At 69.3% G+C, this 17,450-nt stretch carries 16 protein-coding genes and 1 riboswitch; of the genes, 3 read left to right on the forward strand and 13 right to left on the reverse strand.

What is annotated here, in order from left to right; all coding sequences use genetic code 11:
* Together FB453_RS32735 and FB453_RS32740 are read right to left on the reverse strand one after the other, a co-directional pair.
* Nucleotides 1–2,882, reverse strand: a 2,882-nt coding sequence (locus tag FB453_RS32735; RefSeq protein ID WP_145796475.1) for a tetratricopeptide repeat protein, incomplete at its 3' end; no start/stop codon positions are given.
* Between the two features lie 313 nt (nt 2,883–3,195).
* Nucleotides 3,196–3,465 carry a DUF6959 family protein gene (locus tag FB453_RS32740; RefSeq protein ID WP_145796477.1) on the reverse strand — a complete coding sequence of 90 codons (270 nt, stop codon included), beginning with the start codon at nt 3,463–3,465 and terminating at the stop codon, nt 3,196–3,198.
* A gap of 301 nt (nt 3,466–3,766) precedes the next feature.
* Nucleotides 3,767–3,887, forward strand: a riboswitch (SAM riboswitch).
* A 27-nt stretch (nt 3,888–3,914) separates the two neighbouring features.
* On the opposite strand from FB453_RS32740, the gene FB453_RS32750 reads away from it, so the two are divergent.
* Both FB453_RS32750 and FB453_RS32755 read left to right on the forward strand, forming a co-directional pair.
* The gene (locus tag FB453_RS32750; RefSeq protein ID WP_486480573.1) at nt 3,915–4,517 is read left to right on the forward strand and encodes a hypothetical protein; all 603 of its coding nucleotides are present in this window, start codon (nt 3,915–3,917) and stop codon (nt 4,515–4,517) included.
* A gap of 175 nt (nt 4,518–4,692) precedes the next feature.
* Complete coding sequence (locus FB453_RS32755) at nt 4,693–5,670, forward strand: hypothetical protein (protein ID WP_145796482.1); 978 nt, start codon at nt 4,693–4,695, stop codon at nt 5,668–5,670.
* Here the strand turns inward: FB453_RS32755 and FB453_RS32760 are convergent.
* Entirely contained in the window at nt 5,630–6,322 is a 693-nt protein-coding gene (locus tag FB453_RS32760; RefSeq protein ID WP_145796485.1) for a GIY-YIG nuclease family protein, read from the reverse strand. The genes FB453_RS32755 and FB453_RS32760 overlap by 41 nt on opposite strands.
* Nucleotides 6,323–6,903: 581 nt before the next feature.
* Between FB453_RS32760 and FB453_RS32765 the strand changes: the two genes are divergently transcribed.
* Nucleotides 6,904–8,505 carry a S9 family peptidase gene (locus FB453_RS32765; protein ID WP_486480574.1) on the forward strand — a complete coding sequence of 534 codons (1,602 nt, stop codon included), beginning with the start codon at nt 6,904–6,906 and terminating at the stop codon, nt 8,503–8,505.
* A gap of 3 nt (nt 8,506–8,508) precedes the next feature.
* Here FB453_RS32765 and FB453_RS32770 read toward each other — a convergent pair whose 3' ends face one another.
* From FB453_RS32770 to FB453_RS32815, 10 genes are all read right to left on the reverse strand, one after another.
* A complete protein-coding gene (locus tag FB453_RS32770) occupies nt 8,509–9,882 on the reverse strand; it encodes a helix-turn-helix domain-containing protein (protein WP_145796487.1) in 1,374 nt (457 codons plus the stop codon).
* 424 nt (nt 9,883–10,306) lie between these two features.
* On the reverse strand, nt 10,307–10,924 hold the full coding sequence (locus tag FB453_RS32775; protein ID WP_486480575.1) for a PIG-L deacetylase family protein: 618 nt from the start codon (nt 10,922–10,924) through the stop codon (nt 10,307–10,309).
* Nucleotides 10,921–11,793 (reverse strand): 5'-3' exonuclease H3TH domain-containing protein, encoded by an 873-nt coding sequence (locus FB453_RS32780; protein WP_145796490.1) that lies wholly within the window; start codon nt 11,791–11,793, stop codon nt 10,921–10,923. Before FB453_RS32780 ends, FB453_RS32775 begins: the two co-directional genes overlap by 4 nt.
* Nucleotides 11,793–12,890 (reverse strand): glycosyltransferase family 4 protein, encoded by a 1,098-nt coding sequence (locus tag FB453_RS32785; protein ID WP_145796492.1) that lies wholly within the window; start codon nt 12,888–12,890, stop codon nt 11,793–11,795. The genes FB453_RS32780 and FB453_RS32785 overlap by 1 nt, the downstream gene beginning before the upstream one ends.
* Nucleotides 12,887–13,474: a phosphoribosyltransferase family protein gene (locus FB453_RS32790; RefSeq protein ID WP_145796494.1), complete on the reverse strand. Its 588-nt coding sequence runs from the start codon at nt 13,472–13,474 to the stop codon at nt 12,887–12,889. The genes FB453_RS32785 and FB453_RS32790 overlap by 4 nt, the downstream gene beginning before the upstream one ends.
* Nucleotides 13,471–14,400: a radical SAM protein gene (locus FB453_RS32795; RefSeq protein ID WP_486480576.1), complete on the reverse strand. Its 930-nt coding sequence runs from the start codon at nt 14,398–14,400 to the stop codon at nt 13,471–13,473. Before FB453_RS32795 ends, FB453_RS32790 begins: the two co-directional genes overlap by 4 nt.
* Complete coding sequence (locus tag FB453_RS32800) at nt 14,400–15,449, reverse strand: glycosyltransferase family 2 protein (RefSeq protein WP_145796499.1); 1,050 nt, start codon at nt 15,447–15,449, stop codon at nt 14,400–14,402. Before FB453_RS32800 ends, FB453_RS32795 begins: the two co-directional genes overlap by 1 nt.
* Nucleotides 15,437–15,922: a DUF6884 domain-containing protein gene (locus tag FB453_RS32805; protein WP_145796502.1), complete on the reverse strand. Its 486-nt coding sequence runs from the start codon at nt 15,920–15,922 to the stop codon at nt 15,437–15,439. The genes FB453_RS32800 and FB453_RS32805 overlap by 13 nt, the downstream gene beginning before the upstream one ends.
* The gene (locus FB453_RS32810; RefSeq protein ID WP_145796504.1) at nt 15,919–16,506 is read right to left on the reverse strand and encodes an SUMF1/EgtB/PvdO family nonheme iron enzyme; all 588 of its coding nucleotides are present in this window, start codon (nt 16,504–16,506) and stop codon (nt 15,919–15,921) included. Before FB453_RS32810 ends, FB453_RS32805 begins: the two co-directional genes overlap by 4 nt.
* Before the next feature lie 13 nt (nt 16,507–16,519).
* Nucleotides 16,520–17,308 (reverse strand): reverse transcriptase family protein, encoded by a 789-nt coding sequence (locus tag FB453_RS32815; RefSeq protein WP_145796507.1) that lies wholly within the window; start codon nt 17,306–17,308, stop codon nt 16,520–16,522.
* Between the last annotated feature and the right edge of the window lie 142 nt (nt 17,309–17,450).

Below are 17,450 nucleotides of genomic sequence, written 5' to 3' on the forward strand. Positions count from 1 at the left end.
GGCTCCACCACTACAACCACCACCGACCCCACACCGCCACCAAAGGCCAACCACCCATCACCAGGTTGACCAACGTCCCTGGGCAGTACAGCTAGGTCGGCGCCCCTGCCGATGTGCTCATACCGGCGTTGCACCACGTACCCGAGGTTCGACAGGTAGCCCGCGAGCGCCGGATTGTCCGCGGGCGTCCTGGCCACCGCTTCCCGGATGGCTACGACGGCCGCGTCCACGTCCGCCATCTGTCCGGCGTGCTCGAAGCGCGCGTGCAACGCCAGCGACAGAGCCGACAGAGCGGATCTCTGTCGCTCCGGTGCGGCGGTTGCGGTCGCGCGCTGGAGCAGGTCGACGGCCTCGTCGAGGTCGGCGCCGTTGCCGTCGCGCCGGCACCGCAGGCGCAACGCCGAGCCCAGATTGACGAGGCGACCGGCGTACGCCTCGTCGTCCGGTGACTGGACGGTCAGCGCCTTGCGGCACATGGCCACCGCTTCGTCGAGGTCGGCAGACACGCCCGTCCGCTCCCATCTCGTGCAGAGCGCGACGCCGAGCGTTCCCAGGCGCTCCGGGCTCTCCTCCCCGACCGGCAGAAGCTCGACCGCCCGCCGCGCATGCTCCACCGCCGCATCGATGTCCGCCAGCAATCCCTGACGCTCGAAGGCGGACAGCAGGGCGTTCGCCACGAAGGTTTCCTGGAAAGCCACATCCTCATCCTCGCCAGTTCCGGCAGGCAGATCCGCGACCCGGCGAGCCAGAATCTCAGCCTCGCGCAGATCGTTATCAACACCGGCCCGGTCGGAGCGCAGGATCAGCATCGTGCCCAGCCAGGCAAACCGCAACGGCAGGGCCGGATCGGCCATCCCGGTGGAATCCACGGCGTGACGCATGGCGTCGATGGTCTCGTCGAGGTCGGCGGATCCCCCGGTTCGGTGATACCTAGTCGACAATGCATCGCCGAGCGCCTGCCATCGGCCGCCGACACGAACGTCACCGGGCGGGGTCGCCGTCGCCACGTACCGGAGAAGTTCAAGGCGCTCCTCGGCGTCGCCGTCACCCCCGCCGTGCCGGTGACGCCCCAGCAGCGCGTCCGCGAGACCCTCGGCGACCTCGGGACATATCGGATCTGTCGGAGTAAGCGTCCCGAGCACGCGGCGGATGAGGTCGACCGCTTCGTCGAGGACGGCCGGCGCGCCGCTGTCGTCGAACCGCGCCGCGGTAATTCCGTTCAGGTTGGTTAGGGCCACCGCTGTCTTGGAGCGGTCGAGCGGCAGGGCTTCGACCGCCGCCCGGATGGCCTCGGCGGCCGCATCCAGATCCTCGCGCTGCCGCAATAGAAAGAATCGCCACAGCAGAGCGGACGCGAGATTCGACAGCTGGCCGGGACGCTCCGTGGAGGGTGCGGGCAGGATGACCGCACGAATGTACTCGAGTCCCCGATCGATGTCGGAGAGCTCGCCTCGGGTGTGGCCGCGAAGCGCGAGGGCGATACCGGCTGCGGCCAGTCGGCGCGCACGGTCGGTGTGGCCGGGCGGCGTCACGGCGACCCCGGCCTCGCCGAACTCAACCGCCTGGTCCAGGTCCGCCGGATCGGCCGTGCGCTCGAATCGCAGCCGGAAGCTCATGCTGAGGTCGGCGCGAGGCTCGCCGAGCGCTTCGGGATCCGCGACGTCATCCGCCACGGCCCGCCGGCCCACCGTGATCGCCTCGTCCAGGTCGGCGAGTCTGCTGCTGAGCTGGTAGCGCGCGCGTAGCGCATCGCCGAGCGCGACCAGGAGGAAGCCGAGATTAGGGCCGTCGCCTGCTAACGACGCCCCACGGAGGACGTCGATCGCGGTGTCGAGGTCGGCCACCGATTCGAAGTCCTTGAAGCGCTGGAAGAGCGCCAAACCGAGAATGCCAGCGATCTTCGGAGATCCGGAGCCAGCGTCCTGCATGACCGCGTCTCCCATCACCTCGATCGACCGGTCCAGGTCGGCCCGCGCGTGGGAGAGGTCGTACCGCGCGGTCAGCACAGCGGCCAACTTCTGCGCACATACGCGCCGTTCCTCCGGCGTGACCGCCGCGGCCAGGGCGGCCTCGGCGCTGCAGACGGCGTCGTCGGCGTCCCGGGCGGAACCGGTGCGCGCGTGACGCCGCCGCAGGTCCTCTGCCAGCGCAATCAGGTGAAGAGACCGGTCGCCGCCGGCCATCGCAGCGGCGCGACGCCGGGCCTCGACCGCTCGGTCCAGGTCCACGGCCCGGCCACGTACCTCGTAGCGCGCCTCGTATCCGGTGGCCAGGTTCGACGTCACCGCAACGACGTCTTGGCGCGTGCCCGGCGCGGCCACCGCCCGTCGCCACGCCGCGACGGCCTGGTCGAGGTGAGCGACCTGACCGGTCGCCCGGTACCGGGCCATAAGCACCGCGCCGAGGTTGCCGTAGATCGCCAGGGCGGACGGCCCGAGCGCCCGGGTCAGCATGGACGCCTCGCCGAGCACAGCGGCGGCCTGCGTCTGTGCCGCGGCGTCGGTCGCGAAGCCGGGCTGCTCCATGACCTTGAACGCACGCCGGCTCAGCAGGTCGGCAACGTGATCGGCGCAGGAAGCCACGAGCACAACGGGGTCCGAGGTGGGCATCGGCAGGCGTGTCGGGAGAGGGTCTAGCGCCGGCCTCAACGAGCGCGTGAGGGCAGCCACGGACGTGTACTCCCGCTCGGATCCGTGCGGGGTGGCGAGGCACCGCTGCCAGTACAACAGCGCGATCAGGGCCCAGGCCTCGACGTCGTCCGGACGGGCCGCTCGTTCGAGCCGGGCAGCGGCCTCGAGCGCGGCCGAGTCATGGGAGGCATCGCGCGGGGTGTCCCCACCAAAGGCGCGGCGCAGCCGTGCAACCAAGGCGTCCCGATCCACGTGTCTCCTTGCGGCGAGGCAGCTGAGACGAGTACGACAGTAACGGATGGAATCCAGGCAGGCACGTTCTGCGAAGGGCGCTCGGTGTGGATGCAGGATCGGTGCGGCCGCGCCGAGAGGTTCTGGAAGCGGGAGCAACTTGGGCGTGCCCGTACGGCGACGGTTCGAGCTTCTATCTTTAGCGAGCCTCGGCATAAGGACCGGTAAGGCTAAGGGACGTCTCGTATCTCGGGGATGGTGAGATGTCCGTCGCTGCTGCGGTGGTCCGACCGACGGTGGTCTTCGAGGTCAGCTTCCGCCGGTGGCCGCCGTATCAGTACGGCCGCTGGATACCTCGCTCCGAGAGCGTCGCTTCGTAGAAGCCGAGGAAGCGCTCTGCCTCTCCTACTGCGTCGTCCAGCTCGTCGAGAGCTGTGCGGTCGCCGGGGTCCTGGCGCAGTAGGCGCGCCGCGTCCGCGAGCTGCACCAGCAGGGCAGCGAACGTATCGCCCTGCAGGTGGATGCCGGGGAATGCCCTACCCGAAAGCTGCACGACGGCACAGTTGGTACCACGGGACAATACCTGCGCTTGGTCCTGGCTCATCCGAGCAGGATTCCAGCACCACTCGAAGATCGTCCAAGGGAAATTCCCTAACCCCGGTGACTGTCTGGTGAAGACGGTCGGTCAGGCTGCCTGGGTGCAGGTGATCACCGCAGCCCGCCCGGCGTGGATTCTCCCGTTCACCGGGCTGCAGCCCGCCCAATTCCGCCAGCTGGTCCGCTTGGTCGCCGAGCGTGGCGGTGACGCGATCAGTGACGGGCGGCCGGGCCGGCAATGGGCTCTGGTCTCCTCCGCGTGTTGGCCGGGGTTGCTCCCGGCCTCGATGATCTCTATGCTTCCTGGGCGTCAAGAGTGGTCAGCGTCAAGCCTCCCGGCTTGCTGACCCGGCAACCGCGCCACCCGCGCACGGTGCCTCCGGGGGAAGACCAGGCCGACCGCAAGCTGCGGTACGGCAAGAGCGGGTGCCTCGGGCACCGGAGAGCGAGTTCACCGTGCCGTTCGACGAACCGAACCTTGCCGCTTTCGCGGTCTGCCTGACCTGCGGGCACCTCCGCGACGGTGCCCCGCGCGAACAGCGGTGCCGCTGCCAGCCGCGTACACCGGAGTGGGAGCAGCAGTGGCAGGGCCAGGACATCCCCAGTGACCTCGCCCTGTGCCTGTTGTGCGTCCGAGACACGGTGACCACCCGAACCCGGTGGTCGTGGCTGGCCTGCGAAACCTGCCGACACGTCTCGCAGGTCGTCGGCGAACGGTACGGCCACCGCGCCGCACTGCCGCTGGGCCGGCACTCGATCATGAACGGCGACGTGGTCCAACCGCAGACGGCCACGACCACCGTGGTCGCCGCCTCGCTGGTGGCTTCCGCGCGGCGTGGTAACGAGCTGCGCGAGTGGCAGCAGGTGGAGTTCGACCGGCTCGCCGAGCCACTACGCGTGATTGCTTCGAGCGTGCCGCTGGTCGAGTGGCAGCGACGGTGGCCGCCCTCGCTCGGAGCAAGCGTCGACGCTTTCGACCGCTACGGCGTCATGCCCGTACCCCACGACCTCAGCAGCCTCCGGCGGGCGCAGAACGAATTCTTGGCCACCGCTCGTTGATCGCCAGTCCAGCCGGCTGCTGTTGGTGGTAACCGATCTCGCCAACAGCAGCCGTGCTGGTCATCGCCCATCGACGGTCCGGTGATGACGGGCAGCTCGAATACCGCGCGGTTCGATAGCATCCGGCCATGATGGACAGTGGCGGGCAGCGACGTCGGTGCCCGGTGGTCGAAGCATGACCATCATCAGTGGTTGGCCGGCGCTGACCGTGGCATTGAGCAACAGAGCCTCGCCAGTGAGGTTGTTCATTCAGGAGCGGTTCGGCCGCTGGCAGGACCTGCAGGCACGGTATCGGGAATCCGTGGGTTCCCTTGTCGTGTCTGGGAGTCAGGCGAACCCTGGCACCATCGGCTCAGCCTTCGACTGGATGGTGCGCTTCATGGTGCATTCCAGTCCGGATCTGCGCTTGGCACTGCTCGGCGCGCGCACTCCCCCATTACGGCACGCGGTCCACGAACTGGCGCGCATGCTGAATTACTCCGAAAGCGGCGGCTGCGTGGGGGCCTTCCGGTTCACCGGGCCGGCCGCAGGCAGCGAAGCCAACCATCAACTCGTTGCCCGGGCGTGCTGGGCGCTGGCGCTCCTTACCGACCTGTACCGGGTCGGTCCGACACCGGGATCCCCGTTGATGGCCCTGGTCCCAAGGTCCATCACCGCCGAGAAGCTACTCGAGCTCGCCCCACCCGCGGCCCTCGACGAGCTCCAGGCTCTGCGCGCCTTCGCCGAGCGAAGCCTCGTGCCGTCCCTATCGGCACGGCGTGGCGCGTGGGCCCTCGGGCCGACCTTCGCCGGATCATCGCTGATGAACGCCGACGCCGACCTGATCGCCGCCGGTCTGCTGCTCGAACTCAAAACGGGCCTCGGCAGCAAGCGACGCGACGGGACGCGACGCTCATCATTGGAAGCGCCGACCATCATGCAGCTGCTCGGCTACGTACTGCTGGACTTCCCTGACGAGTTCGCCATCGGAGCCGTCGGCGTCTACAACGCCCGCTACGCACACCTGACGACGTGGCGTTTACCGGAACTCCTGGCCGAGCTGGCAGGCCGGCCCGTTGACCTTAAGGAGGAGCGTGTCGCCTTCCATGAGCTGCTCGCCGCGGGCGATCACGTCAGTCCTCGCTTCGGAGACCATCGATGTGACCCTGGATGAGGACGAACGCGTCGCGGAAGTCGAGGTCGAAGAACTCGCGGTCCTTGCGCACCCGGTAGGGCGCCAATCGATCGTGCAGCTCAACCTCTACCGACGGAGCATCCGCGACCACCCACAAAGCGCGCACGCCATACGGGATAACGACGCCTGTCGCCCGGTTGATCTCCTTCACCCGCTCCTCGACGGTCCGCTCGGTGTAACCGATCTTCAGCATCCGAGGCTGCTCGCGAGTCGACAGCACGTAGATGTAGCCAGCTCCTCGCGGTTCACGCTGCTGTTCCCCGACGAGTCCGGCCAGATGGACCTGCACGTCCGCGTCAATCAGGAGCGTGAGCTGCTTCGCAGCGGTGGCATCGTCGCCATCCCTGATCGCGGTCCGTAGGCGACCGAGCGCATCACCAGCTTGTAGGCAGCGCTTACGTCCGGGGCGGCCCAGCTGTTGCCACACGGTGAACCAGTCCCACTGATCCTGCTTGTGACAGCGCGAGTAGAGCCCCTTTACTTCCGACAGGGCCTCCAGCAGTGAAGGGCTGGACTTAATCGGGCCGTTCTGCAGGTAGCTCAGCACGGCCGCTACCGACTGCCGTCGTTTCTGCTGGATCTCGGGCTTGACGGGGGCCATCCCGAAGCCCCACTTCTGCACGACCTGCACACGGTGGTCTTGAACTGGAGATGCCACGACCGCCCCCTCTCCCGTAGCTGCATGCGCCGTCGGATGCGGCGATCCCGGCCACCTCAACAGCGGCCGGAATGAGCGGGAAGAGTATCCAACATGACTCGCTGGGCACCGAGCCGGAGCCCAAGCGGGAGGCCGCCCGCCGGCGGCGGAGAACAAGCGACTTTGGGCCGAGAGGGCCGGGCGAGCAAAGATGATCTTTGCGACGTCTACGGCCCAGACAGCGAGGAGACTTGGGAGATCGCCGACGTACTGACCCGCCTCCGGCTCACCGGCCGGGGGTAGGTGACAATGGCCAAGCTGTTCCACCGCCCCGGATCATCGCGACGGGTCGCTGGCGGCGTTCGTCGGAGGAGGAGTCCGTGGGGTTGGCAGCAGACTCGGATGCCGTCTCTGCAGCCAACGCCGTTCGCGCGTCAATCAGCTTCGACGAGCTACGCATCGTCGGGGATGCGCTGTACTGGCTGGAGTCCCGTCCGAGCTCCGGGAGCGGCCCGACTCTTGTGCGGTGGTCGGCAACCGACGGCGCGGCCGACGTGACTCCGTCGAGGTTCGGCGTGACCAGCGGTGTGCACTCCTACGGTGGTGGCACATACGCCCCAAGCAGCGGCGAGGTGTGGTGCGCCGGCCCGAGCGGCCTCTACCGGGTAGCCGGAGGCGACGTCCGCCTCGTGGTGGAGGACTCGTCGTTCGGTGACCTGACGATCGGTAACGGCGAGGTACTCGGTGTACGGGAGACAGAAGACGGCGATGCGCTGGTAGCGGTTCCGCTCGTCGGCGCTCCGGTGTTGCGGGTGCTTGCGGAGACGTCGGGCTTCTTCGGCGCCCCGCGGACCGGGCCGGGACTGCTGGCTTGGTTGCGGTGGAGTGAGCGGGACATGCCGTGGGACGCGAGCGAGCTGTGGGTGGCGACCTACGCTGCCGGCTGTTCGCTCGGCGATCCGGTGAAGCTCGCAGGCGGGCCGGCAGAGTCGGTGGTGGAGCCACGGTGGGGGCCGGACGCCGCCCTGTACTTCGTGTCGGATCGCAGCGGTTGGTGGAACCTCTACCGGTGGGACGGGGAATCGGTCGAGCCGGTCGCGCCGATGGCCGCGGAGTGCGCGGCAGAGCCGTGGGAGCTGGGATACGCCTCGTACGACTTCCTTGCTGATGGCCGCATTGTGATGGTGGTGCAGGAAGGACCGCGCCACCACCTCGCCGTGGTTGATCGATCGGGAGCGATCACGCCAGTAGAGCTGCCATATACGTCGATCAAGCCGTACCTGGCGGTGGGCGGTACGTCGGTGGCCTTGGTGGGGTCATCGCCGTGGGTGGCGCCGCAGGTGGCGCTGGTGGACTTGGGCGACGAGCCGCGGGTGGAGGTGTTGGCCCGGGCCGAGCATCCGGGGCTGGACGGGTTGGCGGTGTCGACGCCGGTGGAACTGCGGATTCCGGTTGGGGACAGCCGGGAGGTGGTGGCGCTGGTATATCCGCCGACCGGGGCGGCCCCGGACTGGTGTGCGCCTGTCATCGTGCGAGCGCACCCGGGTCCGACGGCTTCCTGCCTGGTGCGGCTGGACTGGCAGGCGCAGTTCTTCACCAGCCGCGGGTTCGCTGTCGTCGACGTCGACTACACCGGAAGCACCGGGTACGGGCGGGCGTTTCGGCAGGCTCTGTACGGCCGTTGGGGCGTCGACGACGTGGTGGACTGCCGTACCGTCGCCGAATACCTGCTGACTGAGGGCCGGGCGGTCCCGGGCGAAGTGTTCATTCGCGGAGCCAGCGCGGGCGGGTATACCGCGTTACATGCGGTGACCCAGGACGGTCCGTTCGTCGCGGCGACCGCCGTGTCGGCGATCGTCGATCCCGAGCGTTGGGCGCAAACGGTGCCTCGATTCCAGCGCGCACACGCGAACCGGCTGCGCGGTGGTGCCGGGCGAGTTCGTGCCGCGGACATCCGACGACCCGTCCTGATGATCCATGGCACCGCCGACGACGTAGCGACCGCCGACGACGTACGGGAACTCGCCAGAGAGTTGCACGATCGGGGCTTGCCGCATGAGCTGATGCTGCTCGACGGGGTTGGGCACTATGTCGCCACCTCCACTCACGCTGCATGTGCGCTGGAAGCGGAGCTCGCTCACTACCGCTCAGCGATGGCCGCAGTGGCGTCCGGCTGACGGCTACACCACAGCGGACGGTAGCCGGTGCCGCACGTACTCGCCGAGTTCCTGTACTTCCGGCTCGCCCCGGTAGGGATCGAGGTCGACCTGAACGTCGACGATGCGTTGCACGCAGCGGTGAGACAGGGTCGCGGCGGCGTGGTCGACCGCAGTGTGTGCTGTGGCGCAAGCTTCGTCGATCCGGCCGGCCGTTGCCAGCGACGAGGCGAGCAGTGCGGTGTCGATCGCGAGCCGGCGCACGTGTGACGGACGAAGCCCGGCGAGGGCTGCGCCGAGGTGCCGTTGCGTCTGCTGGGGCTGGCCGAGATCGTGGAAGCAGTGGGCGAATTCGTCGGCCAGGTAGGCGGCAGTGAAGTACCGGATCCACGGTGGCTCCTCGCCCGCCCGGCTACGGGCAAGCTGCCGTTCCGCGACGCCGAGGTGGGCGGCGCAGGCCGCCTCGCGCCCGAGGCGGGCCTGGGCGCGGGCGGCCACGGCGTGCAGCGCCGCCCGCACGGCCGGGGTGGCGTGGGTCTCGCTGCCCGTCAAGGCCGCGAGCGCCATCCGTAGCGCGGGCTCGGGGTGGTTGCAGTGCAGGGACAGATGAGCGATGTTGACCGCGAGCAGGTATCCGCCGTACACGCGGTCACCGGCGGACTGGGCCAGCCGGAGGGCACGTAGATAGCGGCGTTGGGCCAGACCGTAGGCGCCGGTGTCGACCGCCTGGTACCCGCAGAGCTCGAAGAATCCCGCCGCGAGCCTGTGCAGATGAACACGGACGGCCTCACTTGCAGGCACGGCCGCCAGCAGTTGGTTGAGCTCGCCCTCGATGTAGTGCTGCACCTGGGCATGGACGCGGCCGGCCCCGAAGGTGTGGTCCAACTCGCGGAACTTCGCAAGCGCGGTCTCCGCAGCCTGGAGATTCTCTTCCGACACCCATCCCGTACGGGTCGGAGCGTTGACCCTCTGCGTCAGCGCGCCGACCTCAGCGGTCAACCATTCCAATGCAGCGCGATCGAGGACGCCGGGCTGAAAAGGTACCCGCCTGACCAGCTCAGCGTGTTCGCCAATCCTGGTGTGGTCTGCTGAGCCGCCAGCAGAAGGGCTAGCCGTTCCTGGAATCGTTCGCGTCCTGCGACGCTCTTCCTCGATCAGCGGCCACATCCGCGTGAGAGCGCCGCCAGCCGAGAGTGCCGAGTCGCACGCCTCAGTGAACTTGCGGGATGGGAACCGGTCCGCTGTTTCCACCCGGCGCACCAGGTCCGCGCTAAAGCAGATCATCGCCCCGAGCTTCGCCTGCGAGCACTGCGCCGCTTCGCGCAGGCGACGGAGCTCCGCGCCGAAGAAGTGGCGCTGCGACGCGAACGCCTCCAATGCCCGTGGCGTCTGCCCCATGGCGCATCCCCTTCGAGTGCGTCGCAGCTACTGCATCCAGGTGCAGGCGGCAGAGGTCGACGAACGCTAATGTTACTACGATTTGTCACTGGCAAGAGGCCCGGCCATTGCCTAAAGAAGCTGGTCGTGGGCGTCGAGCGGATAACCGCGCAGGAGCCGGATGCAGGGATGTACGACGACACCCACCGGTCCTCGTGACGGGGCAGGACCGGCCGGTAGTGCTGAGGGCCGCCCCGAGCCCGACAAGCTCGCCAGCGTGCCTTGGCTGACCCTGCTCGCGCCGCTGATGCCGCAGGTCACCGCGGCTAACGCTGCACGGGCGATGGAAGCCGAGCTTGCTCACTGCCGCTCAGCGGTGGCCGGCGAGGACTCCGCCGCGTCTGCGCCTTTGGTGATCGCTCGTTCTAGCCTCCGAGCCAAGCAGTCAAAGCCCGGTGGCCGCTGGTAAGCGGCCGAGAATTGGCACTACGCGGAACGCCTCCGCGTACGCGGCGTTGATCCGCCGGCCGTGCAGCTTCCCGAGCGCCTCGGCCATCGGCCCGAAGTGATCGAGGATCGGCTGGGAGGTGTGGGATCGGAGGGCGTCGAGCTTGGTGGGCCATTGGTCACCGACGTCGACGATGATCGGCAGATCCATTGGGCGGCCGTGCTGGTCGAGGTTGTTGTAGCCGTCGCAGTGGTAGACCCGCTTTGGGTGCCCGGTAGTGATGACGACGTCGGGCAGGGCGCTGAGGACCGCCTCGGCGCATCGGCGGTGTTCGGGGTGGATGTCGTTCGTCGGGTGGGTGATCAGTACGTCGGGGCGGACTTCCCTGAGCACGTTGGCGACGGTCGAGACAGAGAGCTGGTCCATGAGGTAGAGATCAGCCCCGAGCAGGCGCGCGCCGACTGCGGCCTCGGCGTCGCGGACTGGATCGTGGTGGGGAACGGCGATGACAGCCGTGCCTTCGTCGCGGACCTGGCGGGCGATGGTGCCGCCTGCCCAGAGTTCGGCGTCGTCCGGGTGCGCCATGAGGGTGAGCAGGACGGAGTCGGGCGTCACCACAGGCCCAGTCCCTCAACGATTTCGGCCGGTGCGGGCAGGAGTTGACTCCGCTGGCCGGCGGGGATGACGGGAACGTCCAGCTCGTGGTTGAGGCGGATCATGTCCCGCCATTTGCGGGCCAGGCCGAGCTGTTCCCGAAGGAGGCGGCCCCGTCCGGTGTCCAGGCGGCCGGAGGACACCAGGTCGTCGAGGATGAGGCCGTCGGCGAGGAGGGTGGCGGCGGTCTTGGCTCCGATGCCGTGGATGCCGGGGATGTTGTCAGCGGGGTCGCCGGTGAGCGCGCGAAAGTCTGCCCACTGGGCGGGTGTGACCTGGTGGCGGGCGAAGACGTCGGCGGGACCGATGTAGCGCTTGCCAGGGTGCATCTTGGTGTTGAGCACGCGGACACGGTCGGTGACGAGCTGGTAGTAGTCGCGGTCGCGAGACATGATCACAATCTCGCGGGGCGGCGGTGTGATGCGGACGAGTGTGGCGATGACATCGTCGGCTTCGGCGTGGTCGAGTTCGGTCCAGACGATGCCGTGCTGGTCGAGGCCCCGCTTCACGTCGGGCAGGAACTGGATCGGGGCCAAGGCGGCCGCATCGGTGGGCCGTTGGGCCTTGTAGGTGGGGTCGACCTCTTTGCGGTCGCTGCCGCCGTACTGTCCGTCGAACACGACGAGGACCTCGGGTTGACCGTTGAGGTCTTCGCGGATGGCGACGCGCAGCAGGGCGAAGAACGCGAATACGCCGGTGAGTAGACGTGTCTTGTCACGGGAGCGGATTTCGGCGGGGAAGCCGAACGTGGCGCCCCAGAGCAGGTTGTGTCCGTCGACGAGCAGGAGCGGACAGGGTTCGGGTGCGGATGGCAGGACAGAGCCGCCCATCAGCTCACCACCTTCAAGAGTTGGTTAGCGACAAGGGCGGGCCAATAGTCCCGCGAGCGGTAGTACGCGGCCCGTGATGCTGCGGCGTAGTTTATCGGGTCGGCCAGCAGGTGCTGGGCGGCGCGCCACAGGCTGTCGGGACGGGACCGGTGCGACACGATGACGCCACCGTCGCCGATCAGGTGGGGCAGGTTCCCGACGTCGTAGGCAACGACCGGAGTGCTGACGGCCATGGCTTCCAGCGCGACGAGGCCGAACGTTTCGGCCCGGGACGGCACGATGACGACGCTGGCGTCGGCGAGCCAGGGCGGGACCTCGTGCCAGGCGAGGCCGGGCAGCAGGGTCACGCCGGGTGTCTCTGCGACCAGGGCGCGGCACCTGCGGCGTACCTGTTCCTGGCTGCCAGCGGCCAGCTCGAATGGTGCGTCGGCGAGCGCGACTTCGATGGGCCGGTCGAGGTCGATGATCGGTTCGAGCAGTTCAGCGACGCCCTTCTCCGGTCCGAGCCGGGCAAGGACGCGAACGGGAGCGCGGGCCCGGAGATGCTCGCGGTCACTGGCAGGTCGGGGCTCGGGCACGGTGAGCAGGGTGTTCGGCACCACGCTCCAACTGCTGCCGTCGTAGCCGCGGGCTGCCGCTTCGGTCACCACGGTGGCTGAGGGCGTGATGACGGCATCAGGGCGACGGGCCAGTGCTGCTTGAAGGTCCACGTCGTGGCCGATGACGTGTGCGGCGAGGACCGTGCGGATGCCGGGGTGGGTCGGCATGATCCGGCCGAGTCCCCACAGGGCGTCGACGTAGACGACGGCGCGTACCTGACGTCGCCGGAACAGCCGCGCGAGCTCCTCGCCGATGGCGGTGGCGGATGCGTCGATCGCCGCGCGCAGGGTGGCGTCATCGCAGGGGAACTGTACGTCGAGGCTGCGCAGCCGCTCGATGGGTACGTTGCGGTAGGTCGGTGGCGCCGCCGGGTCGGCGGTCACGATGACGGCTTCAGCGTTGATCTGCTGGAGGCCGACGGCGTGCGCGATGACCGCGCGTTCCATCCCGGCCGGGACATCGGGCCGCCAGGAGGCGAGGACGAACGCGATGGTCATGCGGTCCGCACCTGGCTCGGCATAGGCAGGTCCGCGACCGTTGTTTCTGCGGCGAGTGATGGTTCCCAGGGGAACCAGACCCAGTCGTCGACAGTCCAGATCCACAGGTCCGGGCCGAAGACGCTCCCAGCGTTGCGGCACAACGCCACGGTGCGCAGGGCCACGTCCGGGCCGAGGTGCACGCCGAGCTCGGGCAGCAGCGTGGCGAAGGTCGCACCCGTGCCGCAGATGTCATCGACGACCAGGACGGTGCCCCCGAGGCTGCGCGTAGCCGGTCGGGTGGTGAGGGGGCTGAGGTCGTAGGTGACAGTGCCGGTCGCTTCGGTGTAGGTGGCGTCGGTCGGGTTGTGCTTGGCATCGACGTGGAAGCTCGGGACGTGCAGGAGTTCGCTGATGCCCCGTGCTGGGGCGAGGCCGCCGTTGGCGATGCCGATCGTGGCGGTGATGGGCCAGTATCGCTGCCGGACGGTGTCGGCCAGCACCTCGATCGCCCGGTCGTATGCGTCAAGCTGGATGCGGAGGATCCGTTGGTGGCTGAACGTGCGCGGGCGGGCAGGTGGTTGGTTCGCCGGCGGGGTGCTCATGGGGTGCCTTCCCGGGGGCTGAGGGCGAGGTCGGTGGCGCTGCGAAGCGGGTTCAGGCCGCCGATGTTGAGGGCGGTGCTGTCGTTGCGCCAGACTCGGCCGTCGGCGCGGATGACGGTGAAGTTGCCGGCGACGTCGCGGGTACGCAGCCGCATGTTGAGCCGCTCGGGTACGTCCAGCGCGGTGAACAGCGTCAGGGCTTCGTCGTCGCTGAGCAGTTCGTCGGGCAGGGCGGCGCCGGTGCCGATGGGCAGCATCTGCAGGGCGCTGAACCCGCAGGCCCCGAGTCCGCCCGCGAGGTCCACCATCTCTTGCAGGTAGCCGGCGGTGCGGCGCATGAGCACGGTCTGGATCTGTACGGGGATGCGCAGCGCGACCGCGGCCTGGATGCCTTCGATGGCTCTGGTGAAGCTGAGCGGTCCTCGGATGGCGTCATGGCGGGCCACGTCGGGGCCGTCGAGGCTGACCCGAATGGCGTCGGTGTGCCCGGCCAGCTCGGCGGCGCGGCGGGCCAGGTGCCAGCCGTTGGTGGTGATGGAGATGGCACTGCGACCCCCGCCCCGGACGATGTCCAGCAGCTTGGCCAGGTCTCGCAGCAGCAGCGGCTCACCGCCGGAGATGTCGACTCCGAGGATGTCGGCGTCGGCGAGGACGTGGGCCGTTCGGTGCCGTTCAGCGGTGTCCGCCTCTCGCACGGTGGTGTCGTCGAGGCATTGCGGGCAGTGCAGATTGCACCGAACGATCGGCGACCAGCAGATGCTGTCCGGGGTGGATCGGCCGAGGTCATGTGGTGCGACGACGGGCCAGCCAGTCACTGTGGCCTGGGCCAGGGTGGTCCGGCCGTTGCCGATGGGGGTGGGCGCGCGGTGTGTCATCCCGGATGCGGGGTCGTGGACGAGGTCGTCATTGGCGGCGAAGGTGCGCATCATCGGAGGGTCTCTGCCTTCCGCAGCAGATCGTCGGCGCGCTCGGCCAGGTCCGTGGCGCGGCCGGTGGGCGCCGGCTGCGCGCAGAGCTGCCGGTAGAGGGCGATTCGAGGTGCGACACCGCTGAGCTTGGCTTTCCACGCGGCGGTGGGATCGGGTGGGTCGATGTGCCAGCCTCGGGCTTGCCGCAGCGGGATGACGAGGCAGCCGTGGCTGATGAGGGCTGCACCGAGGAAGGTGTCTTCGGCACCCCAGCCCGGGGCACCGAACGCGGGGTGGAAGCCACCGACGTCCAGCACCGCCCGGCGAGGTGCGGCGACGAGCGCGGTCACGGCCATGCGGGGCAGGTCCCAGTCGTAGTAGGTGCGGCCGTTGCCGAGGTCGATGAATTCGCGGGTGTCCTGTAGTGGCCTCCCGATGGGCGGCGTCGGGTAGACCTGGCCGGTGTAGAACATCGGCACACCTGCCGGTGGGGTCCAGCGCACTCGGTGGTCCGCGTCGAGGTCAGGTTCGCCGGGCGGCACGACCGGGTAGCCGTCGGCGTCGGGCAGGTAGGGGATGTTGTTGCGGAAGCCGACGAGGACGGTGTCGTGTCGGGCGCGGGCGGCGATGTCGGCCAGGACGTGGTCTGGCAGGACCATGTCGGCGTCGAGGAACACGATCGTGTCGCCGGTGGCGAGGTGGACTCCGACGTTGCGGGCCGCTCCCGCGCCCGATCGGGCGTGGAGTCGGACGGCCCGGTCGACGCGTGGGTGCGCCGCGAGCAGCCCGGCGGTGGCGTCGGTGGACGCGTCGTCGACCGCGATCACCTCAATGGTGGCCGCGGTGTACTGCCTCGCGAGCGCGTCGAGGACCGCCGGCAGACTATGGGCGGTATCGCAGGCGGGAATGACGACGCTGAGCCGGGCGTCGGCGCCGAGCTGCGGCGAAGTCGGGGCGTGCCAGCCCAGGCCGGTGCGGCGGGTGAACGTCGTGGTGATGTGGCGGTGGTCGTTGGCGGTAGCGGCAAGCACCTCGTTGAGGGTGGCGGGCACGCTCACCACCCCCACGCGTCGAGGATCTTGGCTGCCTCGGGCCAGCCGGCCGCGTGGTCAGGGATCCAATGGATACGCGGCCGGTGGGGGTCCGCGAGGAGGTCCGCCAGGAGCACCAGATAGAGCGGCTCGGCTATGACGAGGATGGTGCCGGGGATGTGGCCGGTGGGGAGGTCGGGCTGCAGCTGTGCCTTGACGCGCGGGCGCAGCGCGATGGCGCGGGCCGGGTCGAGGGGCCGGTCGTAGGTGCGCAGGCGGGTGTCGGCGGTGACAAGGCCGTACTCGGCAGACAGGAACCGGACCCGGCTGCGCTGGTGCGGCAGGTGACCGAGCCGGGCACGCAGGTGCGGCACACAGCCGCCGTCGTAGAGGTCGAGAGCAGGCAGCGGCGTGGCCGTGGGCGTTTTCTCCGCCGAGCAGCCGACGATGACCAGCTCTGCCCGGTCGGCGTGGGCGGTGTGGGCCAGTTGTACGCGTCGGAGGTTCATGGGGTGCGCACCGGCCTGACGGAGATGCCGGGGCTGCGGCGTTCGACGGGGGCAGCGTTGAGGAAGGTGGTGTGCGCGTACAGCGGCGGGGAGGCGTACGAGCCGCCCCGGATGATCTTCCCCAGGCCCATGGCGGTGCTGCTGGTCCATTCCCAGACGTTGCCGGCCAGGTCCAGCACGCCGTGCGGCGTGGCACCCGCCGGGTACCGGCCGACCGGCTGTGCGGCACGTGGGGACTGTCCGGCCGCCGTGAGCAGGGCGCGGTCAGGGGTCCATGGTTCGTCGCCCCACGGGTAGAGGCGGCGACTCGGTCCGGCGGCGATCCATTCCCACTCCACCGATGTGGGCAGGCGCCCGCCTGCTTCGGCGGCGAGGTGGACGGCGTCGTCGTAGCTGATGCCGGTGATCGGCAGGTCGGTGTCGCCGACACCGCATTGCGCGGCGGTCAGCGGCGTCTCCGCGACGAGGAGGTCAGGCACGGGACGGGGTTTGCGGGCGTCGCCGTAGAGGCAGGTGCCGGCAGGGACGTGTACCCAGCGCACGGTACGGGGGCGTACGAGCGGTCCGGTGTGCGTGATGGTCATCGGTCGGCTCCTTTCATCCGTCGATGAGGAACAGGTCCTCGGTGTTGGCCTGGTGCGGCGGTCGGACGCGACTCTTGCGCGGATGCGGCTGCATCTGCCCACTGGCGAGGGCCGCGGTGAGGGCGTCGAACGCGGCGACCGCGCCGGGCTCGTCCGCCGCGAAGATCAGGTAGTTGTCCGCGAACCGCACGACCGGCCAGCCGGTGAGCATGGCGTCAATCTGGGACAGGCGCAGGTGAAACAACACCGGCCACAGGCCGCTGCCCGGGACGAGCGGCGTCGGCAACGCCTCGACGACGCGGCGGAACAGCCGCAGGAACGAGCCGTCGGCCACATGGACGGCGAGCCGATCCACGAGTTGATCGGTGCTGCCGCCTGCTGAGGCACCGGCCACGTCGACATCGGCGACCCACTGCCGGCCCACTGCCAGGTGATGCTCTGCTTGGCGCAGGGCGGTGATCCGGTTGCGGCGCGGCCGGTACGCCGACACCCAGTCCGCCAGGACGTGGTGCTCGATGATCGGCTCGACTGCGCGACGCATCGCCCGGTGCACGATGCGGTCCTCCACCGTCGGAATCACTGCCGGGAACACCTTGCCCGTGTAGGAGGTGATCTCCACGTGCCGCAACGGGCCCGGCTCCCACGTCCCCGTCCGCAGCCGGTCGGACAGCTCACCGAGACGCGCCCGCAGCCCGTTGCGGTAGCCGGCCCAGGTAACGCCGTCAGCACCCGGTGCGCCGGCACGGCGCATGCACAGCCGAGACGCCGCCACCAGATGCGCCAGGTCCACCAGGTACGACATGAGGGAGTGCGCCGGGGACTGCACAGGTGGGGCTTGTTGGGCTATCGTGGGCTTCGCTTGGACGGCAGGAACGATCCCGCTGCCGACGATCGCAGGGCCGCTCCCCCACACGCGCGGCCCGTCACGGCGGGAACGACGGCCC

This window comes from Micromonospora sp. CNZ322, from assembly GCF_007827755.1.

Excerpts from the sequence above, each read along its gene's own strand:
- FB453_RS32755 (WP_145796482.1), top strand. The coding sequence starts at position 4,693 with ATGACCATCATCAGTGGTTGGCCGGCGCTGACCGTGGCATTGAGCAAC.
- FB453_RS32795 (WP_486480576.1), bottom strand. The coding sequence starts at position 14,400 with ATGCGCACCTTCGCCGCCAATGACGACCTCGTCCACGACCCCGCATCC.
- FB453_RS32770 (WP_145796487.1), bottom strand. The coding sequence starts at position 9,882 with ATGGGGCAGACGCCACGGGCATTGGAGGCGTTCGCGTCGCAGCGCCAC.
- FB453_RS32780 (WP_145796490.1), bottom strand. The coding sequence starts at position 11,793 with ATGGGCGGCTCTGTCCTGCCATCCGCACCCGAACCCTGTCCGCTCCTG.
- FB453_RS32810 (WP_145796504.1), bottom strand. The coding sequence starts at position 16,506 with ATGACCATCACGCACACCGGACCGCTCGTACGCCCCCGTACCGTGCGC.
- FB453_RS32740 (WP_145796477.1), bottom strand. The coding sequence starts at position 3,465 with ATGAGCCAGGACCAAGCGCAGGTATTGTCCCGTGGTACCAACTGTGCC.
- FB453_RS32785 (WP_145796492.1), bottom strand. The coding sequence starts at position 12,890 with ATGACCATCGCGTTCGTCCTCGCCTCCTGGCGGCCCGATGTCCCGGCC.
- FB453_RS32790 (WP_145796494.1), bottom strand. The coding sequence starts at position 13,474 with ATGAGCACCCCGCCGGCGAACCAACCACCTGCCCGCCCGCGCACGTTC.
- FB453_RS32815 (WP_145796507.1), bottom strand. The coding sequence starts at position 17,308 with ATGTCGTACCTGGTGGACCTGGCGCATCTGGTGGCGGCGTCTCGGCTG.
- FB453_RS32805 (WP_145796502.1), bottom strand. The coding sequence starts at position 15,922 with ATGAACCTCCGACGCGTACAACTGGCCCACACCGCCCACGCCGACCGG.